Source organism: Acaryochloris sp. 'Moss Beach', from assembly GCF_021497025.1.
Lineage (GTDB): Bacteria > Cyanobacteriota > Cyanobacteriia > Thermosynechococcales > Thermosynechococcaceae > Acaryochloris > Acaryochloris marina_A.
On sequence record NZ_CP071717.1, the window covers coordinates 1,759,277 to 1,779,995 of the forward strand.

Here is a 20,719-nt window from a genome sequence, read left to right on the forward strand (position 1 = left end):
CTTAGCAGGGAGTGATTCCCTTATTTCCACAACCGTTTCCACCAAGGCTCGGGTTTAGGATTTTGAAAGTCCATCTTCTGGCGAATATCCTGGATATTCCAGCCAGTCAACTTCGCTAGTGTTTGGGCTTCCTTCTCAAACCGAGCCGGGAGGGACCGCTTGTAGCGACGACCGGCCGGACAATCCGCCTCTTGCTTATAGGGGTGGCGCATCACGTACCGCCCTTGAAAGAGTTGACGGTTGCTGGTTTCTTGGAACATCAAATCTTCGGGAAATTTATCACGGCTATAACGAACATGAAGCCGGGTGATAAATACGCCCGTCGAACGAGGGGGCACCACAAAGTCCCTCTGAGGTCTTTCTGGCAGCCAGAAAACGCCTGCTTTACGCAATTCTTCTGGGTTTAACGGCGTTGCCGAACAGGGATCGCAACTACTCATATCCCACGCATATTCACGGAAGGCAACCCGCTTACCCGCTTTGGCATGGGCGGTCTCAAACATGGCGGTATAGAACTCACCAAACTCATCTTTCACAAATTCGGGAATCTCGCTATCCGTAGGAATATTGGCAGTGCGGTAGTTGACCAGCTCAGCCTGCCCCTTAGGAGAGAGCAAATACACAATCAAGTCTTGCTCCGCCTTGGCATTAATCATGCCCAACCGAATCGGCAGCATAAACTTAGGAGAATCAAAAGCCATCTGCAAAGGCCGCAGCTTCTGAAACTCGGATTTTTCAAATTCCTCTAAGTTGACCTTGGCAACGAAGAATTTCATATTCTGGCGAATATAAGGCTTGAGGAGCGATCGGGCCCCACGAGGAATTTTGTAGCCATTGCGATTGAGCCAGGTTTGGAGACCATTGGATTCTTTGGCACTGAGAATCACAATGTCATACTCGCCCACAGTGAACTGAGCTTCAATGGTGACCCCTAAATCAGCTTCAGCTAGAGATTCCTGAACAGGAGCTGAACTGGGGGCAGGTGAAAACACGCGATTAGACTTACGAAAAACCTGGCAGGGATTATCGTCAAAATATTCTACTAATCGGGGAGCGGAAAAATCATCCAGCCGTTGCAAGATGGTGGGATCACCCACATGCACTTGGTCTTCCTGCAGGAGCACAGGGACAGGCACCACCATGGCAAAGTCTTTAACGTCCCCTTTGAAGTCGTTGGCCATGGTCAGAACCGTGCGACTGCCATCTTTTGCGATCGCAACTTGAGACGCCTCGTTATACAAAGCCGTATCGGCTTTAGCGACATAAAATCCACAAAAGGCCAAAACATCGGGCGACAGGCTAGTCCACATCAGCACAGCCACCAGACAAGCACTAAGGAAACGTTTAATTTTCATGATCCCAAGAAACCGTCACTGAATTTCGGTCTATGCTAGCTCAACCTTTTCAGCCCACTATCTATCGTTACAAGAATTGCAACACTCAAAAGACAGAATAGACCAGCGTAAGACTACGCCTCCATCAGCTTCAGGCACTATGAACATTCCTTGAGATACCGATACCCCTGAAGAGCTGCTCCCTAGGATTTTGTCGTTTTCTTAGCAGTGGTCTTTTTGGCAGCAGTTTTTTTAGTAGTTGTCTTCTTCGCAGTGGTCTTCTTAGTCGTTTTCGTTTTGGTTGTTGATTTGGCACGACTTGTCTTTTTCTTGCCTTTAGTCGAGGCTTTCTCTTCCAATAACGGCAAAGCCATTGCCAACGTCATATCCTCGACTTTTTTACCTTCGGGTATCGAGACATTCGTCTTATTGTGCTTGATATAAGGGCCATAGGGGCCATCATAAATATTGACTGGCGCTTCATCCTCAGGGTGATTGCCCAGTTCTTTCAAGGCTTTTTTCGTGCCTCGTCGTCCCCGAGTCCCTTTCGGCATTGCCAACAGTTCCAAGGCTCGCTCAAAAGAAATGGTAAACAGATCATCTTCTTTCTTTAAGGATCGATAATCTTTGCCTTCTTTGCCTTGGTCATGGACCACATAGGGGCCAAACCGGCCTAAACCCACCTGGACTTTGCAAGCGGTATCAGGATGCTGTCCCAGTAACCGCGGCAAGGACAACAGCTCCACCGCCATTTCTAAGGTCACCGATTCCATCGCCACGCCTTTGGGGAGTGAGGCTCGTTTGGGCTTTTTATTTTCCTCAGTGACATCCCCCAGCTGCACATAGGGGCCATAGGCACCGAGCATAATATAGATGGGGTCTCCTTTATCTGGATGAGAACCCAATTGTTGAGGGCCTTCCAGCTTTTGTTTGAGAAGCTGCTCAATTTGTTCTGGGGTCAAATCCGCCGGCGTCATATCTTTGGGCAAAGACGCCTTTACTGGTTTGTCTTCATGCTCCGTCTCAATATAAGGACCAAAGCGGCCAATCCGCACCTTGGCCTCTAGATTGTCAAGGTCAATCGTACGAGCTTCACCGGGATCAATCTGGTCTTGCCGATTTTTGACTTGGGTTTCCAGACCTTCATCGCCCAAATAAAAGTCGCTTAGATACGGCAGCCACTCCACCTCACCCGTTGAGATGCCATCCAATCTCCGCTCCATGCGCGCCGTAAAGCTGAGATCCACTAAGTCCGGGAAGTGCTGCTCTAACAAAGCGGTAACCGCAAAGGCGGTAAAGGTAGGCACCAAAGCATTTGCCTGGCGCTGGGCATAGCCCCGGTCAATAATCGTGCCGATAACACTGGCATAGGTACTAGGACGACCAATCCCTTCTTTTTCCAGCGTTTTAACCAGAGATGCTTCTGTAAAGCGAGCAGGAGGCTGGGTCTCATGGCCAATGGGCGACAGCTCCGTGCATTCAGGCGTATCCCCTTGCTTCAGGGAAGGCAACAGCACCTCTTGATCATCTAGTGCCGCATCTGGATCGTCAGACCCTTCCACATAAGCGCGGAAAAATCCAGGAAAATCGATTCGTTTACCCGTAGACCGGAACCCAGCATCTTCGACTTCTAGATGAACCGTGATGTGGGTTTGACGCGCTTCGGCCATTTGGGTGGCCACAGTACGTTTCCAAATCAGTTCATACAGCTTACTCTCTGCGCCTTGAAGGCCCGTTTCTTTGGGAGTACGGAAGGTTTGTCCGGCGGGACGAATGGCTTCGTGAGCCTCCTGGGCCCCCTTGCTTTTTGTTTTATATTGTCTGGGTTCAGGGCTAAGGTAGTTTTTACCATAGAGGTCTTCCACACAGCCACGAGCGGCGGCAATGGCCTGTTGCGACAGATTCACCGAATCCGTTCGCATATAGGTAATAAATCCTTTTTCATAGAGGCTCTGGGCCACTCGCATGGTTTCCCGTGCCGACAGCCTTAGCTTTCGGTTGGCCTCCTGCTGCAACGTAGAGGTGATAAAGGGGGGCGCTGGTTTACGGGTGGAAGGGCGCTCATCTACACCGGCCACAGTCCAAGTCTTATCGGCAAGGCGCGTTTGTAAGGCTAGGGTCTCAGCCTCATTGAGCAGGACCACATCCCGACCCGCAACGATTTGCCCAGTGTTCTCGTCAAAATCATTGCCCGTCGCTAACCGCTTGCCGGCTAGAGTCACCAAACGAGATTCAAAGGCCGATTTATCTTTGCTAAGGGCTGCTTTTAAGTCCCAATAGCTACCTTGGCGGAAGGCGCGCCGCTCTCGCTCACGGGTCACTAGCAGCCGCACCGCCACAGACTGCACTCGCCCAGCTGACAAGCTAGGAGCAATTTTCTTCCATAACAAGGGAGATAAGGTATATCCCACCAATCGATCTAAAATACGGCGGGTTTCCTGAGCACGAACCAACCGCTGATCCACATCGCGACAATTGGTTAAGGCTGCTTTAATCGCTTCATCAGTAATTTCGTGAAAAACCATCCGCTTCGTCGGCACCTTGGGCTTCAGAAGCTGCAGCAAGTGCCAGCTAATACTTTCTCCTTCCCGGTCTTCGTCAGTGGCTAGCACTAACTCATCGGAATTTTTGAGGGCTTCTTTCAGCTCTTTGACAATTTTTTTCTTATCTTTAGGGACAACATATAGGGGTTCAAACTCTGCCTGAACGTTGACCCCTAAGCTGGACCATTTCTCACCTTTAACCGCTGCAGGAATTTCCGATGCAGTCCGCGGTAGATCACGAACATGCCCCATCGATGCTTCAACCCGGTATCCCGAAGGCAGATAATTGCGGATCGTTTTCGCCTTCGTAGGAGATTCAACAATAACCAGTGTGGACATAGTCTCAATGGGGAATGTGTGATGGACAAAAGATAAGCTGCCTTTGCCAATCCCAACCTAATTCATGCGGACAGACAAAGGAAGAACTAAATTCTTGCTTATGAAGGGCTGAGTTGCGATATGAACCTACCCTAACCTTAATCAGACGATTCAGTGGGTAGCTCAATGAACCCCTTCAAATTTTTTATAGCAAATGTTGCGAGTGTACCCTAAGTTTTTTGTCACTTGATCAACTAGTAGCTCCTCAAGTCTAGCCCGCTTCTCCCGGCAGAACGTCCCTTAACTTGGTATCTTGGTTGTTGGCGCTTGCGCGTTAAAATTCTCAACATAATCCTTGCCATTAAATTTCACTATTTGATGACTGGGCTTATGTCGCCAAAGATATTACCAATCTTGACTAATGGACGTTGCCAATCTCGCTAGCCAGCTAAATGCCACCACCATCTTGCCTGAAGGCGTTTTGGTGATCTCGTTGATTCTTGTTCTCCTTGGAGATATTACCTTTGGTCGTTCATCGGCAAAATGGACCCCATACCTTGCGATCGCAAGTTTGGTAGCCTGCCTCTATCTGCTATATACCCAGTGGGATCAAGCTAATCCCATCGGTTTTTTGGGTAGTTTTCATGCCGATAACCTCAGCATTGTTTTTAGAGCCATCATTGCCCTGTCGACCCTAGTCACCATCTTGATGTCGGTGCGCTATATCGAACAAGCGGGCAGCTCTATTGGCGAATTTATGACGATCCTGATGACCGCCACAGTCGGTGCCATGTTCCTCTGCGGCGCAGAAGAACTCGTCATGATTTTCATCTCTTTGGAAACCTTGAGTATCGCCTCCTACCTGATGACAGGCTACATGAAGCGCGATGCTCGCTCCAATGAAGCTGCCCTGAAATATTTGCTAATTGGTGCATCGAGTTCGGCGGTGTTCTTATACGGTTTATCCCTGCTCTACGGACTTTCCGGGGGCAAAACCCATTTGGATGACATCGCCCTGGCCCTAGCCGATACGTCAAAATCCTTGGCTTTAGTCATTTCCCTAGTGTTTGTGATTGCCAGTGTTAGCTTCAAAATCGCGGCAGTGCCTTTCCACCAATGGACACCCGATGTATATGAAGGCTCTCCAACACCAGTGGTTGCCTTCCTCTCCGTAGGGTCCAAAGCAGCTGGATTTGCCTTGGCTATTCGTCTGTTAACGCAAGCCTTCCCCAACTTAGTGGAGCAGTGGCAATTTATCTTCACTGCCTTGGCCATTTTGAGCATGGTGCTCGGCAACGTGGTCGCCATTGCTCAAACCAGTATGAAGCGGATGCTCGCCTATTCCTCCATTGGCCAAGCAGGCTTTGTCATGATTGGCCTTGTGCTTGGTACGGAAGCAGGTTATGCCAGCATGGTCTTCTACCTGCTGATTTACCTGTTTATGAACTTGGGTGCGTTTACCTGCGTGATTCTGTTCTCTCTCCGCACTGGAACAGATGAAATTGGTGATTATGCTGGACTCTATCTCAAAGATCCCCTTTTAACTCTAGCCTTGAGCCTCTGCTTGCTCTCCTTAGGAGGGATACCGCCTCTTGCGGGCTTCTTTGGCAAGCTGTACCTCTTCTGGGCCGGTTGGCAGGCTGGGGCCTATGGCCTAGTCATTCTGGGCCTCATTACCAGCGTGGTCTCGATCTACTACTACATTCGAGTGATCAAGATGATGGTGGTCAAAGAGCCCCAAGACATGTCTGAGGTGATCAAGAACTATCCCAACATTGTTTGGAAACCCTTGGGTATGCGCCCCTTACAAATCGGCTTGGTCCTCACGCTGATTGCTACCTCTTTGGCTGGAGTCCTTTCCAACCCATTGCTAACGATTGTGAATAGCTCGGTTGCGGATGTTCCTCGCTTTAAGCAAGCAGCAATCCCCACCACTATCGATGTTGCTGCCATTCATCCCGATACGCCTACGATTGCACCTGAGCTATAAACGCCATTGCTGCTGAACAGTAGGCCAAATAGGCAAGAGATCTGAGAGAAACTAGGGCAACTTCCAAAAGCAAGCAACCCTGACTTTGACAAAAGGACATCTCTTCTAGAAACAGCTAAAGGCCAGGCTTGAGCTCTAACAGAAAAAGAGCCTCCCCTATGGGGAGGCTCTTTTTGTATGGCTTATTGAATAATGGCGTTGTAATGGATTTAGTAGGTTTCTACATGCCAGCGATGGGCTTTTTTCAAGGCTCGCTGATAGTCTGACCAATCCACACCATGCTTAGCAGCAGCAGCGGACATTCCTTCATCAATGCCGCCTTCCATACCTTTCAAACCACAAATATAGGTGTGGGTGTTTTCCTTCTGGACCAACTCCCATAATTTGTCGGCATTCTCAGCAATTCGGCTTTGGATATACATCTTGCTGCCATCTACAGCCTTTTGCTCACGGCTAATGGCATAGGTCAAGCGGAAGTTGTCAGGATATTGGCTTTGTAACTCTTCTAGTTCTTCCTTATAAAGAATATTGGGGGTATAAGCGACACCGAAGAAGAGCCAGGCCAAGCCTTTGAACTTATAATTTTCGTGTTTTTCCTTAAACATCCGCCACAGATAGGCTCGGAAAGGCGCAATACCGGTTCCCGTTCCCATCATGATGATGTTGGCTTCAGGATCGTCGGGCAACAGCATTTCCTTACCGACAGGACCCGTAATTTTGACATCATCACCGGGATTCATGTCACATAGATGTTTGGAACACACCCCATAGACTCGCTCTCCAGTCTCAGGATGGTCATATTCCAGCTGACGAACACAGAGAGAAATCGTTTTATCATCTACCCGGTCGCCATGACGGGTCGAGGCAATGGAATAAAGGCGTAACTTATGGGGTTTGCCGTTGGCGTCTGTTCCAGCAGGGATAATGCCAATGCTTTGGCCTTCGATATAGCGTAGATCCCCTTCGGAAAGATCAAACGTGAGGTGCTGTACTTTACCTTCGCCTCCGTCTCGAACTAAGGCTTCATTCGATAAGCACTTGCCGATATAGGGCGTTTTAGGACGGTAGATATTAACCGGAATATTGTCTTTTTTCTTAGCCTTTTTAGCTGACTGAGGTGGAGTAGCGGGCGCTTCGGGGGCTGGCTCTGCGATGATAGGCTTTTCCTCAACCTCGGGCACGTCAATGTTGACCATTTTGGCGCCAGCTTTGGCAAAATTTCTTAAGTCCTTTTTAAATCGATCGAACGGTTTTTCCATTATTTCTGAAGCTCTCCGAAGCTAACCTATCGTAATATTTTGCAATAAGATGTCTATGATTTCAAAGGAGTGTATTTTACACTTCTTAGGGTTTAGGTTTCAATTTGGCAAATCGTTCCGTATCCCAGGGAACAGCGCAATTGTATAACGGTCATAGACAATAGACCACGGCTTTAAACAAATCAGACTGATGGCAAAAGCCGATGAAGCCATTTGCAAAACGGATGAACTCAATCATTTCGGTCTGTAACGGAAAAGTTAAGGTGTGTTTCAACTTACCCTTAAGAACTTCTGTAGATAGGGTTTGGTCAAGATCTCCGTGATACGATTCGCTACGTAGCCGTTAAAAGTTTGGAGGATCGCCTTGACACTACGGGTAGCAGTTGTTGGGTCAGGGCCAGCCGGGTCATCAGCAGCAGAAACGCTGGTAAAGGCTGGTATTGAGACCTATTTGTTTGAGCGTAAATTAGATAACGCAAAGCCTTGTGGTGGTGCGATTCCGCTGTGCATGGTGGATGAATTTGATCTCCCCCTTGAGATTATTGACCGACAGGTTAGAAAGATGAGAATGATCTCTCCTTCTAACATTGAGGTGGATATCAATATCAAAAACGAGGGTGAGTATATCGGCATGTGCCGTCGAGAAGTACTTGACGGATTTATGCGCGATCGCGCCGCTAAATTAGGTGCGAAGTTGATCAACGGCACTGTCAATAAGCTAGATTTCCCCACTGGGGCCAATCAGCCTTACACGATTCACTATGCCGACTTAACTGGTGGTCGAACTGAAGGGGTAATGAAAACCCTCCAAGTCGATTTGGTCATTGGTGCTGATGGCGCCAACTCCAGAATTGCTAAAGAGATTAAAGCAGGCGACTACAACTATGCGATCGCATTTCAGGAGCGCATCCGCCTTCCTGATGAGTACATGGAGTACTACCAAGATCGTGCCGAGATGTATGTCGGTGATGATGTCTCTACGGACTTCTACGCTTGGGTATTCCCCAAGTACGATCACGTCGCCGTTGGCACTGGCACCATGAAGGTCAACCAAGCCGACATCAAGAAGCTGCAGGCGGGTATTCGTGCTCGTGCTGCCCATCGCCTCGTCGGTGGTGAAATCATCAAAGTGGAAGCTCACCCCCATTCCCGAGCATCCTCGTCCTCGCCGGGTCGTCGGTCGGGTTGCCCTAGTCGGTGACGCTGCCGGTACAGTAACCAAATCTTCTGGTGAAGGTATTTACTTTGCCGCCAAGTCTGCGCGGATGTGTGCAGAAACCATCGTTGAGTTTTCTAACAATGGTGAACGCATTCCCTCTGAAGAAGACCTCAAGGTCTATCTGAAGCGTTGGGACAAAGCTTACGGCATGACCTACAAGGTCTTGGACATTTTGCAGCGCGTGTTCTACCGCTCTGATGCCACTCGGGAAGCCTTTGTGGAAATGTGTGCGGATGAAGATGTACAGCAAATGACTTTCGATAGTTATTTGTATAAGACTGTGGTTCCCATGAATCCGCTGAAGCAGATCAAGATTACCGCTAAGACTTTAGGTAGCTTGATTCGGGGTAATGCTCTAGCTCCCTAAGTCCAGGACTTGAGCACGTCTAAATTCAAAAACTCAAGCCCTTTAGATATGAAATCTAAAGGGCTTGAGTTTTTGAAAAACGCTGACCGAAATTCTGTTCAAAGACAATTTTTTAGGGATTTAAAACTTTCACTTGAATCCCTCGATGATCTTCATTCTCAGGAATATCGCCTGGTTTATCCGGTCCCGGCGTCAGCTCCACTTGCGGAGGGATGCCAATGCTAATTTCTTGGGGTTCGGGTAACTGCTTAGGCTGAGGTTGCCAAGACCGTATTCCCACTTCTTGAACCCCAAGAGTTTTAGCATCGCCAGTCTTTGAGGAAGCCGATGGCCGATTTTGCCCTCTTTGTTGAGCCATGGCATTTTCTCCCCCCATGCTCAACACCACCATCAATAGGGTTGTACAAACGAACGTTAATCTAAACATCGTTTTAGCTCTCTTTGTAATTAATAACCTAGCTAAACGGGAATAGCATTGAATTTCACAAGTTGAGTGAGCTGATTTACCCGCCTAAATTGACACATGGATCGGATTTTCCTCAGATATCTCCATTTTAGTGAATAGGTTCTTCACTTTTTTTGCCTAAAGCCACCAAATTCAAGACTTAAAATTTTCTTTAGATCTCCATTGTCTACAGGTGCAAGTCAGGATACCTCTCCCTGAAACCGATCGAAGACCCTTTATTCTGGGAAAGAAGACACAAAGGAGCCATAAGGCGATGGCTGTGACCATTGATCAGCTACGGAAATGGAAAGAACAGGGACGTCCCATCTCAGTCCTTACAGCCTGGGACTTTCCCTTCGCAACTTTATTAGACCAAGCAGGAGTCGATGTCCTACTAATAGGAGACTCTTTGGCCATGGTTGCCTTAGGGTATTCCACCACCCTACCTCTGACCTTGGAAGAAATGCTCTACCACGCCCAAGCTGTCACCAGAGGGGTCAACCATGCCCTAGTGATTTGTGATCTGCCCTTTCTGAGTTATCAAGAAAGCCCTCAACAGGCCCTGAGAAGCGCTGGAACCCTATTGCAACAGGCAGGAGTAGCTGCCGTCAAACTAGAGGGAGGGTATCCAGACATGGCAACAACCGTTCACTATTTGGTGGAGCGAGGGATTCCGGTGATGGGACATGTGGGCTTAACTCCCCAGTCTGTTCATCAGTTCAGCGGCTATCGACGCCAAGGAACCTCTGATGCAGACGCAGACCGTATTTTACAAGAAGCCATTGCCCTGGAAGCAGCAGGCGCTTTTGCGATTGTTCTGGAGCATATTCCTGCCCCCCTAGCCGCGAAAATCACCCAAACGTTAGCCATCCCCACCATTGGCATTGGCGCTGGTGCAGGATGTGATGGCCAAGTGCTGGTTACAGCCGATATGTTGGGCTTATCTGCATGGCAACCTCCCTTTGCCAAAGCCTATACCAATCTGCAGGAATCGATTACTGGAGCGGTTAAGCAATTTTGTGATGAGGTCCATAATCATCAATTTCCCCAATAGTGCCTATTCCAAATCCAGCCACCCCGCTGAAACCGAATAGAAAGCGATAAGGTAATAAGGTAAAGATGTGGCCTAGCTGGGAAAGGAAGGGATGAATGCCTATCATCGCCGTGATTGACTACGATATGGGCAATCTGCATTCAGCCTGTAAGGGACTACAAGAAGCTGGAGCACAAACAATTGTCAGCGATCGCCCAGAGGATCTGGTATCTGCCGATGCAGTCGTCCTCCCCGGAGTGGGAGCCTTTGATCCAGCGATGCAGCATTTGCGATCGCGTCATCTCATCCCCGTCATCCAAGACATTCTCGCCAGCGGCAAGCCCTTTCTGGGGATTTGTTTAGGGCTACAAATTTTGTTTGAGGGTAGCGAAGAAGGGACTGAAGCTGGATTAGGCATTATTTCCGGCACGGTCAAGCGATTCCAATCCGAACCGGACATTACAATTCCCCATATGGGCTGGAACCAACTGGAGTATCAACAGCCCGATCTACCCCTGTGGCGTCATTCTCCTACTAATCCTTGGATGTATTTTGTCCATTCCTATTACGTTGATCCGGTTGACCCTACCGTCAAAGCAGCCACCGTCACCCACGGCACTCAGACCATTACCGCAGCCATTGCCCAGGACAACTTAATGGCAGTCCAGTTTCACCCTGAAAAATCCTCCACCTTCGGACTACAAATCCTGGCTAACTTTGTTGAGCAGGTGCAGGCTACCTTGGCGACTCCCGCTGTTTAGATCTCCCATGAATTACTTAATTGCAGTCTTAGCTGATCGAATCCAAGCAGAAGCCGCCTATACCGATTTAGAAAAATCAGGAATTCCCCTCACCCAAGTCTCAATATTGGGCAGAGGCTATAAAAGCGCCGATGAATTTGGTTTTATCGACCCCAAAAAGCCAGCCCGAAAACAAGCTCGACGACTGATGAACTTCTCCATCCCTTTAGGGTTGATCTTTGGATCAACCTTTGAGTTATATACTGGCATTCGCCTCTTCCCTGGAGTGGGAACGGTGATTAATGTCATCTTAGGAGGACTACTCGGCGCTTCCTTTGGAGCCTTTGGCGGACTCTTCTCAGGCGGTCTGACCGGTTTAACGACCGGCAGTGGAGATGCATTGGTTTATCGCAATCGTTTAAACGCCGGGAAATATATCGTGGTGGTCAAAGGCACAGACCCACTGACCCGCAAAGCCACCGATATCCTGCAACGATATGATCCCGAAAATATCCAAGGCTATGTTGAACCTCCAGACTGATGGTCAGAATTTACGGTAACCGTCAGATTAAAACCCTGCCAGGCTTACAAACCCGCCCAACCACCGCACGGGTGCGAGAAGCCTTATTTAATCGTTGGCACCATCATCTCCAGGGCTGCCATTGGCTAGACCTCTGTGCTGGTAGTGGCTCCATGGGGGCCGAAGCCCTTTGCCGAGAAGCCGCAGTGGTCTATGGAATTGAACAGGCAGGAGAGGCTTGCCGCATCATCCGCCAGAACTGGCAGTCCATAGCAAACCCACCTCAAACATTTCAAGTTCTGCGAGGAGATGTTGTCAAACGGCTAGCTAAGTTGCAAGGCCAGTCCTTCGATCGGATTTATTTTGATCCCCCCTATGATGGCGGTTTATATGAAGCGGTACTGGATGCGATCGCAACGTATAACCTCCTCCAAGCAACTGGAGAACTTGCTGTCGAACATCGTCCAAAGCAACCATTCTCTATTCCCACAACGTTCCAAATCTGTCATGCCCGCGTCTATGGCAACACGGCCCTGACCTTTTTCCAATCAACGCAGCCTACATAAACAAAATCAGAGAGACGATCTCATCTCTCTGATTTACAGATAACAAATATTGTGGATAGCTCAAACAGAGCTGTTTCCTGCGAGGCTTAACAAACTTTAGCCAACCTCTTCTCCACGCTTGTATTGTTGCCATGCAGCGACAAATAGCCCAGCTAGAGTCACTGGGACTAGGCCAAGTACAATACCTGCTAACAGAGGTTCTACCACGGTGATAACTCCTTTGTGTACGCCTTAAAATAGCGTCTGAATCGTCCTTCCCTACTCTAGTAACCTTTGGGAACCTTGACAAGCGAATGCCTATTATTCCTTAGTTAAAGCATTTTTCAAATCTATTCATACGGGTTGTTATCATAGGGAAAATATCCAAACTTTAATGCGATCAGAAATTGAAACAACCTACTTTTTGATCCGTCTTGACAGTAATATCACCTTAGGCCAAGCCCATAGGCGACCTGATTGCTGACCCATAACTACCTATTTTTACTTTTTTATGAACGGCTCTTCTAATCAACTGTTTTCAAAATCATGGCAAAGACCTGGGAATCTTGCCATGATGGCTTCGGTCGCTGCCCATGGTGTTTTATTTGCTGGTCTAGCACTGGTTCCAGCAACAGGCCAGCAAACAGACAAAAAACAACTTCGAGTCGTTAGCCTTCTCAAATCTCAACCCAATCCAGGCCCTCGACCAAACCAAGCTATTGATCCAAACGCTCCACCCCCTGCACCCGGTGTAGCCGGTTTACCCCTGAACATCACCACCCCTGATGGTCTAGCTGAATTGCCCGTTACTGATACCCCCCAATCCAGCATTTGACCCCTTTGCCTCTTCTATTGTTGAGTTACCTCCTCCGCCACCGCAGACTAGTTTTACCCCCCTTTAATCCCAGTTCTTTAGCATCATTACCCCCCGAGACGAACGCCTGCCCCACCTCAGCAAACGCCACCCCCCCCAGTAACTCCGGTCCATCCCTGAGTGATGAGGACTTCCAGGCATGGCTTAATGGAACCTCTGATTTACCGAATTTGCCACCGGATCCAGGATCTACAGGTCCTTTGCCTCCACCAGGCACTGCACCCGGTCCGGTTGCGAGCAATATCCCACCTGCCAACCCAGCCAATGTGGGCGGGATAGACAGTAGTGATAACCCTAACGACAGTAATTCCCTGGCCTCCTCTTCCATCGTTCCTCCGGACCAAAGTGTAAAACGCTTTGTTGCCTACGACTATCCCAAAGACGCCTGTCAGGATCGCTTAGAAGGTAAGGCTGAATATCGGATTTGGGTCAGCTCAAAAGCGGCTCCTGTAGTCTCCGATATTGTTCTATCTACCAACTCGCCCATTCTCGATCGGGCGGTCCAAAACGCGGCTAAAAAAATACAAGATCAAGGCCGAGGACGCCAACAAAATTGTTGTTTTACCCTTCGACATTAAATATTCTCAATCAGTTTGTGCTGTCAAGAAGCCTGATCCACCTACCCCAGAACCTGTTCTACCTCCAGCCACTCCTCCAGCTCCGACCCCCCAAACCAGCACCCACCAATACAGCACCTGAGACTCCTTCACCGGCGCAACCGCTTACTCCCCCTACGCCAGCAGCACCACAGCCTAATTTACCTCCGGTGAATCCAGCACGGCCTGTTCCCCCTACTGCACCTCAACCTCCAGCCCAATCGGCTCCGGCTCTGCCCCCCTCAGCCAGCCCAACCCCCCTGCTCCTGTAGCACCAGCCCCCCAGTAATCCAGTGCAGCCTGCTGTCCCAATCCAAGAGCCACCCACTAACTCAGATCTACCTCCTGAACCCGCCGCTCCGCAGCCAGCACCGGCCCCACCTACTAGTCCTCAGCCTCCGGCAGCAGCGCCACCAGCAGCGCCTAGTGCACCCACTGCTCCAGCAGCAGCACCCATTCCATCAGCAGCACCCGCTGCCCCTCCGACAGGTGACGCTCCAGCAAATTAATTTGGGAAAGACAACAAGCTCCGTCAAGGTTGGGAATATGTTCAGACGTTGGTAAGGCTCGTTCAGACAGAATTTCAGCCAACGACTTCAATCCTGCCCACCATGCCTGCTTCGGTATGGCCTGGGACCGTACATCGAAGTGAATAGATACCAGAGCGCAGTGGAACAAACACCCACTCTGCTTCAGTATTGGCTCTTAATTCTAATTCGTGAATTGCACCTTTAATTTCTACATTCCCAGCATCAACTTTTTGTGACCAAATCCCATCTGCAAAATCTTTGGCGGTGAAGTAGTGCTTTTGGTCACTAGGGTTGCTTAAGTGCAGGTTATAGCGACGACCCGGTTCAAATTGCAGATCATCGGGGAAAAATTGCAAGGCTCCTGCCTCATTCCCCAATGCAACATATACATCAACAGCAGGTTGTTTTGCTAAATTGGTTGCTGCAATTCCTGCCCCAGAATAGCCGAATATCGTACCCATTGTGAGAATCGTGACGACGACCAAGGCCAGAACTGTTTGACGAAATCCATGATTCATAGCGTGTCTCCTAAAAAGAATGGAGATCAATAGCCGATTGCATTCAAATGCGGCTTTGAATGCAATTATATCGCCGCGCCATAAACTATTCCTAGTCTCCTTCTAAAGGAACTACCATTTATCTTATTAAAGAAATAAAATTCGTAATTCATAGCAGCCTAAAAGAATTGCTATGAATTCAATTAGACTTTAGCTACATCTTTGGAAGTGGGGTACTTTTTTCCCAAAGAGTTTTGGCCAAAACAAGCCCGTATTTTCTCGATACTGTTCAAAGTCTGCATATCGCGATAGAGAGCGATCTTTTTTGAGCATATTGGGAATAAAAACAGCCCCCAAAAAACCCGCCAAGGATGACAAAAGGTAACCAATGCATTGTCAACATGGCAAAGGATATATATATAAATATTTCACCCAAATAGTTAGGGTTCCGACAACGAGCAAAAAAGCCTTCAGTAATCAATCTCGGTTGATACTTGAGAATGAAATATTTTTGAGCATCACTCCCAAAGTGGAGAAATACGCCAGCAATATTAAGTGCTATAGCACCAGCTATTAAAGGCACAGTCGGTTCAATACGACGACTTATTAAAATGTATGGGGCAATCCAATATAGACTGATGAGTCCAAATCCCAGTAAGTGAATTGGCCAGGGAAATTGCTGTTCCCATTGTTTATCGGGAAACAGCTGATCTTTTAATAACCACAGCAACCCATAGGTGCCATGCAAGACCAGATAAACCCAAGCCCCTAGCATGAAGTTTTGATAAACCAGCATCAAACCCAGGATAAATATGAAGGTCGTTCCTTTATGAAGATTGATGCAATGCTTGATCTTCATCATTTTCCCCTTCTAATAATGGGTGAGCCTTTGCCGACCAACTTACATTTCTCAGCTACTCAAATTGATGCTGGGAATGCAGTCTTTCCACCAAGTTATCATTAACCCAAAAGCCAAAAAATATTGCTGCATTGGGATAAAAAGGATACTGGCCTAAGATGCACCCAAGTCTACAGATGCAGACAGTATTGAGATTCCTATAGCCATCGTTTTTGAGCTACTAGGTTTCAGTATTGGCAGTTTACTGCTCAATTAAGTCAGTGCGTGGCTATGACTTCTCACTTGGCCTTTATTTCCTCCGAAATAGGCACTCAAATACTGATTAAGCGAATCGCTTAAAGGTCTCATCACGAAGTTCACCGCCCCAGATACTAGGTTCATTGATGTGTGGGCTGTTGAGGTCGAGGGAATCGTTGGTTACAGCCCATCTTCTGAACTAGCAGTGGTGTTGGCAATCTAGGTTCCGGAGGCGTTGGAGTACACGATAAGTTACCTTCCAAATTTACTCCCTCGCCAACACTGATGGACCGTGGTGGAGGCAGACTAGCTTCTTCCAGCAGATGAGGGGGAAGCATTGTCAAAACACTAATTAGCAACTCTGACAACTTGTAAATTAGAATTTTTCTGGCCTTTGCCTTCTAATGTCTGTGACAAGTCTTGGAACAAGATGAACGCAACTGTACCAGACAAGGTAAAGGTACTTAGCATTAGTGTGATTAGACTCAAATGAATAACTTTCATAGATTGATTCTCCCAAGGTATGTCAGTCCCCCTCACTTGACATTCAATATAGCTACCCATTTGAAACCCCAATATGACTGCCCTCACGCAGCCAGGAGATCTTGATCACGACTCGATCGGCCGAGGAGAGACCGTCCCATCATGTTCTATCAGCTTGCTTGACGCAGTCAACAATCAATCGTTCCATCACTATTGAGACAAAATTGAGACAAAATTCATTAGATCGCCTCAGCTAGCAGTACGGTATTGCACTAAAAACTATCTCAGAATCTTCAAGCAAATCTGCCTCAATCGATACACTAAAGAGAATTAACGTCAGTATTGAACCCCTATGACTGAAGTCCTCGATTCAATTGCTCAAGTCAATACACTTGCCTCGACGAGGCTTCGGTATGAAGTGGCGATGCCTGATCCGGCATCTCATCTCTTTGAGATCACACTTCATTGCTCGGTAGGGACTGACCACACCTTAGATTTAAAGTTGCCTGTCTGGACCCCAGGCTCATACCTAGTTCGGGAATATGCGAAACATCTACAAGATTTCTCGGCAGTAGATGATCAAGAAGCCCCTGTAAGCTGGCAAAAAATCAGCAAGAATCATTGGCAGATCCAATCACCAGAAGCCGATACAGTCAAAATTCACTACCGTATCTTTGCCCATGAATTGACGGTCCGCACCAATCATTTGGATGCTAGCCATGGCTACTTCAATCCAGGGGCCATGTTTTTCTATGTCCCAGGGAGAGAACAAGATGCGATCGCAATCACGATTCATCCTCCAGATCCCACCTGGCAAGTCACAACTGCACTAGACCCATTACCAGACCAGCCGCTCACCTTCCTAGCCAAAAACTTTGACACCTTGGTCGATAGTCCATTTGAGATTGGCACCCATCAAATCTATGACTTTGAAACCTTAGAGAAGCCTCATCAGCTAGCGATTTGGGGAGCAGGAAACTATGATGCAGAACAGATCATAGGGGATACGAAAAAAATTATTGAAGTCGAAGCCAAGCTTTTTGGCGGATTACCCTATGATCGATATTTTTTCCTCCTCCATGTTTCAGCCAAAGGGTACGGGGGGCTAGAACATCACAACTGCTGCTCATTACTCTATTCCCGGTTCGGGTTTCGTAAACCTGACTCCTATAACCGCTTTATGGGACTGGTTGCCCATGAGTTTTTTCATCTTTGGAATGTCAAGCGGCTTCGCCCTCAAGCCCTACATCCCTTCGACTATGACCAGGAAAACTATACAGATGCCCTTTGGTTTTGTGAGGGCGTCACCAGTTTTTATGATTTGATCCTGCCTTATCGAGCCGGTATTTATGACGCCAAGTTCTATCTAAAACTGCTGTCAGAATCCATTACACGCCTCCAATCCATTCCAGGACGGCACACCCAGTCCTTAACAGAGTCTAGTTTTGACACTTGGATTAAACTCTATCGTCCCCATGCCAATTCTCGGAACTGCCAGGTTTCTTATTACCTCAAGGGAGAGATTGTCTCTCTCCTCCTTGATTTACAGATTCGCCAACAGCATCAAAATCAACGTTCTTTAGATGACGTGATGCTCCATCTTTGGCAAACCTATGGCCAGAAAGATTTAGGCTATTCCCGAGAGCAGCTCCTTGAAGGGATTGAGTCCATTGCAGAGATGGACCTGACTCAGTTTTGGCAGAAGTATCTAGATGGGACCGTGGAATTACCCTATGAGGAATTCTTGAATCCATTTGGATTGGAAGTGGTGGCTGATTTTGGAGAGTCCCCATTTCCTTATCATGGCCTAACCCTCAGCAGCCAATCCGGGAAAACCCTGATCAAATTTGTCGATATTGCTTCACCAGCCCAAATGGCAGGGCTACAAGCGGGGGATGAACTATTGGCCTTAGATGGTTTTCGCGTCCAGGCTGATCAGTTAGAGCAACGCTTTCAAGACTATCAAAGGGGTGATGCAGTCTCCATCACCCTATTTCATGATGATCAGCTCACCACCCATCGTCTTACCTTAAGTGAACCTAGGCCCAAATCCTATAGGGTCCAACCCATTACTACCCCCACCGATCAACAGAGAACAAATTTCCGTCAATGGCTGGGCATTGAGTTAGTAGAACTGACGTAATTTTTGACCCAGAGTAAGGATGTTAAACCCCAAAAAAACTTGGGAATGCTAAAGACATATGAACGAAAACTTGCGTCTCCTGTACCCCTTTGTCGCTTGGTGTGGACTAAGGGGTATTTTATTGCCCGCAGACAATCTTTCACGGCATCTTCACCATTAGTTGCTAATTTAATTCCAGAGATAAGCAAACCCTTTAAACCTCACTAGCACGTAATAGGTTGTCATCACCATATGCGTGCATTCCAACAAACTCGCCCCCAGTCGGGGGCATTTTATTTGCTTATTTTTACTTACGCGGTGATACGAATCACACTTATCATTCCGTAATGACACTCAGGTAATTACTAAAACCAAAAAGTTAGGATGAAATTGCCTCAGGGGAACTCTTCGGAGTTATCACCCCCCCTGGGGCATTGGTATGTTTAGCCCTAGCTGAGTTGGGCTACAACCTGGTTTTTGAGCAATGTATCTTGGGTTAGCAGATCTTCGACACTGATGCGTAGGGTGCGTCGGTTATCTACCCAAAACAAAACCTTAATGCGATCGCTCCCTGGATACCCAGGCGGCATGAGCTGTGCAACCTTTCTGGAACCCTCTCGATCATTGAGAGGTTGAACCAGGGTCTGGGATTCAGACAATTGCCGAGTCACCAAGCGATCGCCATCGAAAAAGACTTCAGTCCCACTGTTGGTATTGCCCAATTCTCCTAGAATCAGCTCAATGCTAGGTTGGGCATCGCTAGAAGCCCCCAGGGTCAGCTCGATAGGTTCTTCCATGGGATAGGGTAAACCCGCTGGGATAATGGGATGCCAACTATGGGTCTGTTGACGACGGTCCCAGTAGCGAACGCCATAGCTGTGATAGAGAAAATCTTTAACTTCTAAGCCCTGAGCCACCTGTAAAGCCCCTTGGGCAATCGCCTCAAAGGGACGGTTACTGCAAATGCGGCTGTCATCAAAATATTGCTGCACCCAGGTTTGGACGGCAGGGATCTGACTAGTTCCCCCCACCAATAGAACGGCTTTAATATCGTTAACCTCTAAACCTTGGCGGCGAGCTTGTTGCAAGACCTGGGTCATACTCTCATCCAGGCGATCAAAGAACTGATGCTCCTTGAGAATTTGCTCAAATTGCTCTCGGTCCAAGGCCAGCTCATAACTATCAAAGGTTTCTTCATTAAAGTAAACCTCTGTAGCTTTAGGCTGCAGTGATAGTTGAATTTTGAGCCGCTCCGCTAATCGAGTCGTCAGAGGGGTTACGGCTAAGTTTTGAGTTTTAGCAAAGTGATCGACAAGCCAATTATCAATATCGGTTCCACCCAAATTCTGCCCAGCTTTAGCCAGGACACGGGCTGATTGCGGTCGTTGTTTTGAGGTATCCGCTAGATTCTTATCGCCCCATTTAAGAATGAAACCCAAGGGCTGGGTCTTTTGTTGAGACGTATTGATCTGAACCAGAGAAAGATCAAAGGTACCACCCCCAAAATCCACCACCAGCAGTACATCTTGATCAGCCTTGCCATAGCCTAACGCTGCCGCTGTCGGTTCATCAATCATGCGGACCTGCTCTACCTGCAGATCTTGGCAAACCTGCCCCAGCCAATGGCGATAGGTTTCAAAGCTATCCACTGGAACGGTTAGAACTAATGAGTCTTTGACGTCAGGATAGGTGGTTTGGAGTTGCTGGAGGATCGTTTGCAAAAACCAGCTTCCCACCTGCTCAAACTGAACCGTTTGGCCATCCAGTTCAGGCAAAAAACCCTGGACCTTGGAGCCAATCCCTCGTTTGAAGCTGCGGAAAAAGCGCGGATCGGTTTGGATATCCAGACCGCGATCTCGCACCTGCTGCCCCACACAGACTTTGTTTTCCGCCGCCTGCTCCACATAGAGCAGACTGGGGATAAGGTCAGGATTTTGGGCCGTCTGATAGCTCAAACTGGGTAGATTAATGATTTCAGATTGCTCTGTTACAGGGTTCCAACGAGCAATAACGGTATTACTGGTACCAAAATCAATTGCGTAACTCAAGAGACTTACCGCTCACTGACACGAAATGGATAACGTTTGAGAAAACGCCTAATTAAGCATTCCAAGCCACAACAGCGAGGGGAAAGGTACACAAGCCTGAAGATGTGCCTTCCGAACTACTCATTGAGGCAATCCTCACTCAATTAGTATACAAAAGAGA

17 protein-coding genes and 3 pseudogenes are annotated in these 20,719 nt (G+C 48.0%); 11 read left to right on the plus strand and 9 right to left on the minus strand.

The window, feature by feature from the left end; genetic code table 11:
* Positions 1-20 precede the first annotated feature (20 nt).
* Together HRE53_RS08185 and topA are read right to left on the minus strand one after the other, a co-directional pair.
* Positions 21-1,355: a DUF2330 domain-containing protein gene (locus HRE53_RS08185; protein WP_235109916.1), complete on the minus strand. Its 1,335-nt coding sequence runs from the start codon at positions 1,353-1,355 to the stop codon at positions 21-23.
* Between the two features lie 182 nt (positions 1,356-1,537).
* Complete coding sequence (topA, locus tag HRE53_RS08190; RefSeq protein ID WP_235109917.1) at positions 1,538-4,216, minus strand: type I DNA topoisomerase; 2,679 nt, start codon at positions 4,214-4,216, stop codon at positions 1,538-1,540.
* Between the two features lie 400 nt (positions 4,217-4,616).
* Between topA and HRE53_RS08195 the strand changes: the two genes are divergently transcribed.
* Positions 4,617-6,185, plus strand: coding sequence for an NAD(P)H-quinone oxidoreductase subunit N (locus tag HRE53_RS08195; RefSeq protein WP_235109919.1), 1,569 nt, complete (start codon positions 4,617-4,619; stop codon positions 6,183-6,185).
* 209 nt (positions 6,186-6,394) lie between these two features.
* Here the strand turns inward: HRE53_RS08195 and petH are convergent.
* Positions 6,395-7,450, minus strand: a pseudogene (gene petH, locus HRE53_RS08200) (ferredoxin--NADP reductase); the annotation flags it as partial.
* Positions 7,451-7,808: 358 nt separating this feature from the next.
* Between petH and chlP the strand changes: the two are divergent.
* A pseudogene (gene chlP, locus HRE53_RS08205) lies at positions 7,809-9,030 on the plus strand (geranylgeranyl reductase).
* A 112-nt stretch (positions 9,031-9,142) separates the two neighbouring features.
* Here chlP and HRE53_RS08210 read toward each other — a convergent pair.
* A complete protein-coding gene (locus HRE53_RS08210) occupies positions 9,143-9,457 on the minus strand; it encodes a hypothetical protein (RefSeq protein ID WP_212663006.1) in 315 nt (104 codons plus the stop codon).
* Positions 9,458-9,749: 292 nt separating this feature from the next.
* On the opposite strand from HRE53_RS08210, the gene panB reads away from it, so the two are divergent.
* From panB to rsmD, 4 genes are all read left to right on the plus strand, one after another.
* Positions 9,750-10,529: a 3-methyl-2-oxobutanoate hydroxymethyltransferase gene (gene panB / locus HRE53_RS08215; protein ID WP_235109922.1), complete on the plus strand. Its 780-nt coding sequence runs from the start codon at positions 9,750-9,752 to the stop codon at positions 10,527-10,529.
* A 95-nt stretch (positions 10,530-10,624) separates the two neighbouring features.
* Positions 10,625-11,269: an imidazole glycerol phosphate synthase subunit HisH gene (gene hisH, locus HRE53_RS08220; protein WP_212663008.1), complete on the plus strand. Its 645-nt coding sequence runs from the start codon at positions 10,625-10,627 to the stop codon at positions 11,267-11,269.
* 7 nt (positions 11,270-11,276) lie between these two features.
* Complete coding sequence (locus HRE53_RS08225; RefSeq protein WP_235109924.1) at positions 11,277-11,789, plus strand: hypothetical protein; 513 nt, start codon at positions 11,277-11,279, stop codon at positions 11,787-11,789.
* Positions 11,789-12,334, plus strand: coding sequence for a 16S rRNA (guanine(966)-N(2))-methyltransferase RsmD (gene rsmD, locus HRE53_RS08230; RefSeq protein ID WP_235109926.1), 546 nt, complete (start codon positions 11,789-11,791; stop codon positions 12,332-12,334). The genes HRE53_RS08225 and rsmD overlap by 1 nt, the downstream gene beginning before the upstream one ends.
* Before the next feature lie 96 nt (positions 12,335-12,430).
* Here the strand turns inward: rsmD and petG are convergent, their stop codons facing one another.
* Positions 12,431-12,541: a cytochrome b6-f complex subunit V gene (petG, locus tag HRE53_RS08235; RefSeq protein WP_010474545.1), complete on the minus strand. Its 111-nt coding sequence runs from the start codon at positions 12,539-12,541 to the stop codon at positions 12,431-12,433.
* A 343-nt stretch (positions 12,542-12,884) separates the two neighbouring features.
* Between petG and HRE53_RS08240 the strand changes: the two genes are divergently transcribed.
* The 4 genes from HRE53_RS08240 to HRE53_RS08255 are packed head-to-tail and all read left to right on the plus strand — an operon-like array spanning position 12,885 to position 14,292.
* A complete protein-coding gene (locus tag HRE53_RS08240) occupies positions 12,885-13,148 on the plus strand; it encodes a hypothetical protein (protein ID WP_235109927.1) in 264 nt (87 codons plus the stop codon).
* Between the two features lie 20 nt (positions 13,149-13,168).
* Positions 13,169-13,765, plus strand: a complete 597-nt coding sequence (locus HRE53_RS08245) for a hypothetical protein (RefSeq protein ID WP_235109929.1) — start codon at positions 13,169-13,171, stop codon at positions 13,763-13,765.
* 17 nt (positions 13,766-13,782) lie between these two features.
* Positions 13,783-14,055 carry a hypothetical protein gene (locus HRE53_RS08250; protein ID WP_235109931.1) on the plus strand — a complete coding sequence of 91 codons (273 nt, stop codon included), beginning with the start codon at positions 13,783-13,785 and terminating at the stop codon, positions 14,053-14,055.
* Positions 14,056-14,076: 21 nt separating this feature from the next.
* A complete protein-coding gene (locus tag HRE53_RS08255; RefSeq protein WP_235109934.1) occupies positions 14,077-14,292 on the plus strand; it encodes a hypothetical protein in 216 nt (71 codons plus the stop codon).
* 74 nt (positions 14,293-14,366) lie between these two features.
* Here HRE53_RS08255 and HRE53_RS08260 read toward each other — a convergent pair whose 3' ends face one another.
* From HRE53_RS08260 to HRE53_RS08270, 3 genes and pseudogenes are all read right to left on the minus strand, one after another.
* Positions 14,367-14,831, minus strand: coding sequence for a plastocyanin/azurin family copper-binding protein (locus tag HRE53_RS08260; RefSeq protein ID WP_235109937.1), 465 nt, complete (start codon positions 14,829-14,831; stop codon positions 14,367-14,369).
* A 189-nt stretch (positions 14,832-15,020) separates the two neighbouring features.
* Positions 15,021-15,669 (minus strand): annotated as a pseudogene (locus HRE53_RS08265) (methyltransferase family protein).
* A 377-nt stretch (positions 15,670-16,046) separates the two neighbouring features.
* Complete coding sequence (locus HRE53_RS08270) at positions 16,047-16,244, minus strand: hypothetical protein (RefSeq protein WP_235109941.1); 198 nt, start codon at positions 16,242-16,244, stop codon at positions 16,047-16,049.
* A 497-nt stretch (positions 16,245-16,741) separates the two neighbouring features.
* On the opposite strand from HRE53_RS08270, the gene HRE53_RS08275 reads away from it, so the two are divergent.
* Positions 16,742-18,532: a M61 family metallopeptidase gene (locus HRE53_RS08275; protein WP_235109943.1), complete on the plus strand. Its 1,791-nt coding sequence runs from the start codon at positions 16,742-16,744 to the stop codon at positions 18,530-18,532.
* A gap of 428 nt (positions 18,533-18,960) precedes the next feature.
* Here the strand turns inward: HRE53_RS08275 and HRE53_RS08280 are convergent, their stop codons facing one another.
* On the minus strand, positions 18,961-20,559 hold the full coding sequence (locus HRE53_RS08280; protein WP_212663014.1) for an Hsp70 family protein: 1,599 nt from the start codon (positions 20,557-20,559) through the stop codon (positions 18,961-18,963).
* Between the last annotated feature and the right edge of the window lie 160 nt (positions 20,560-20,719).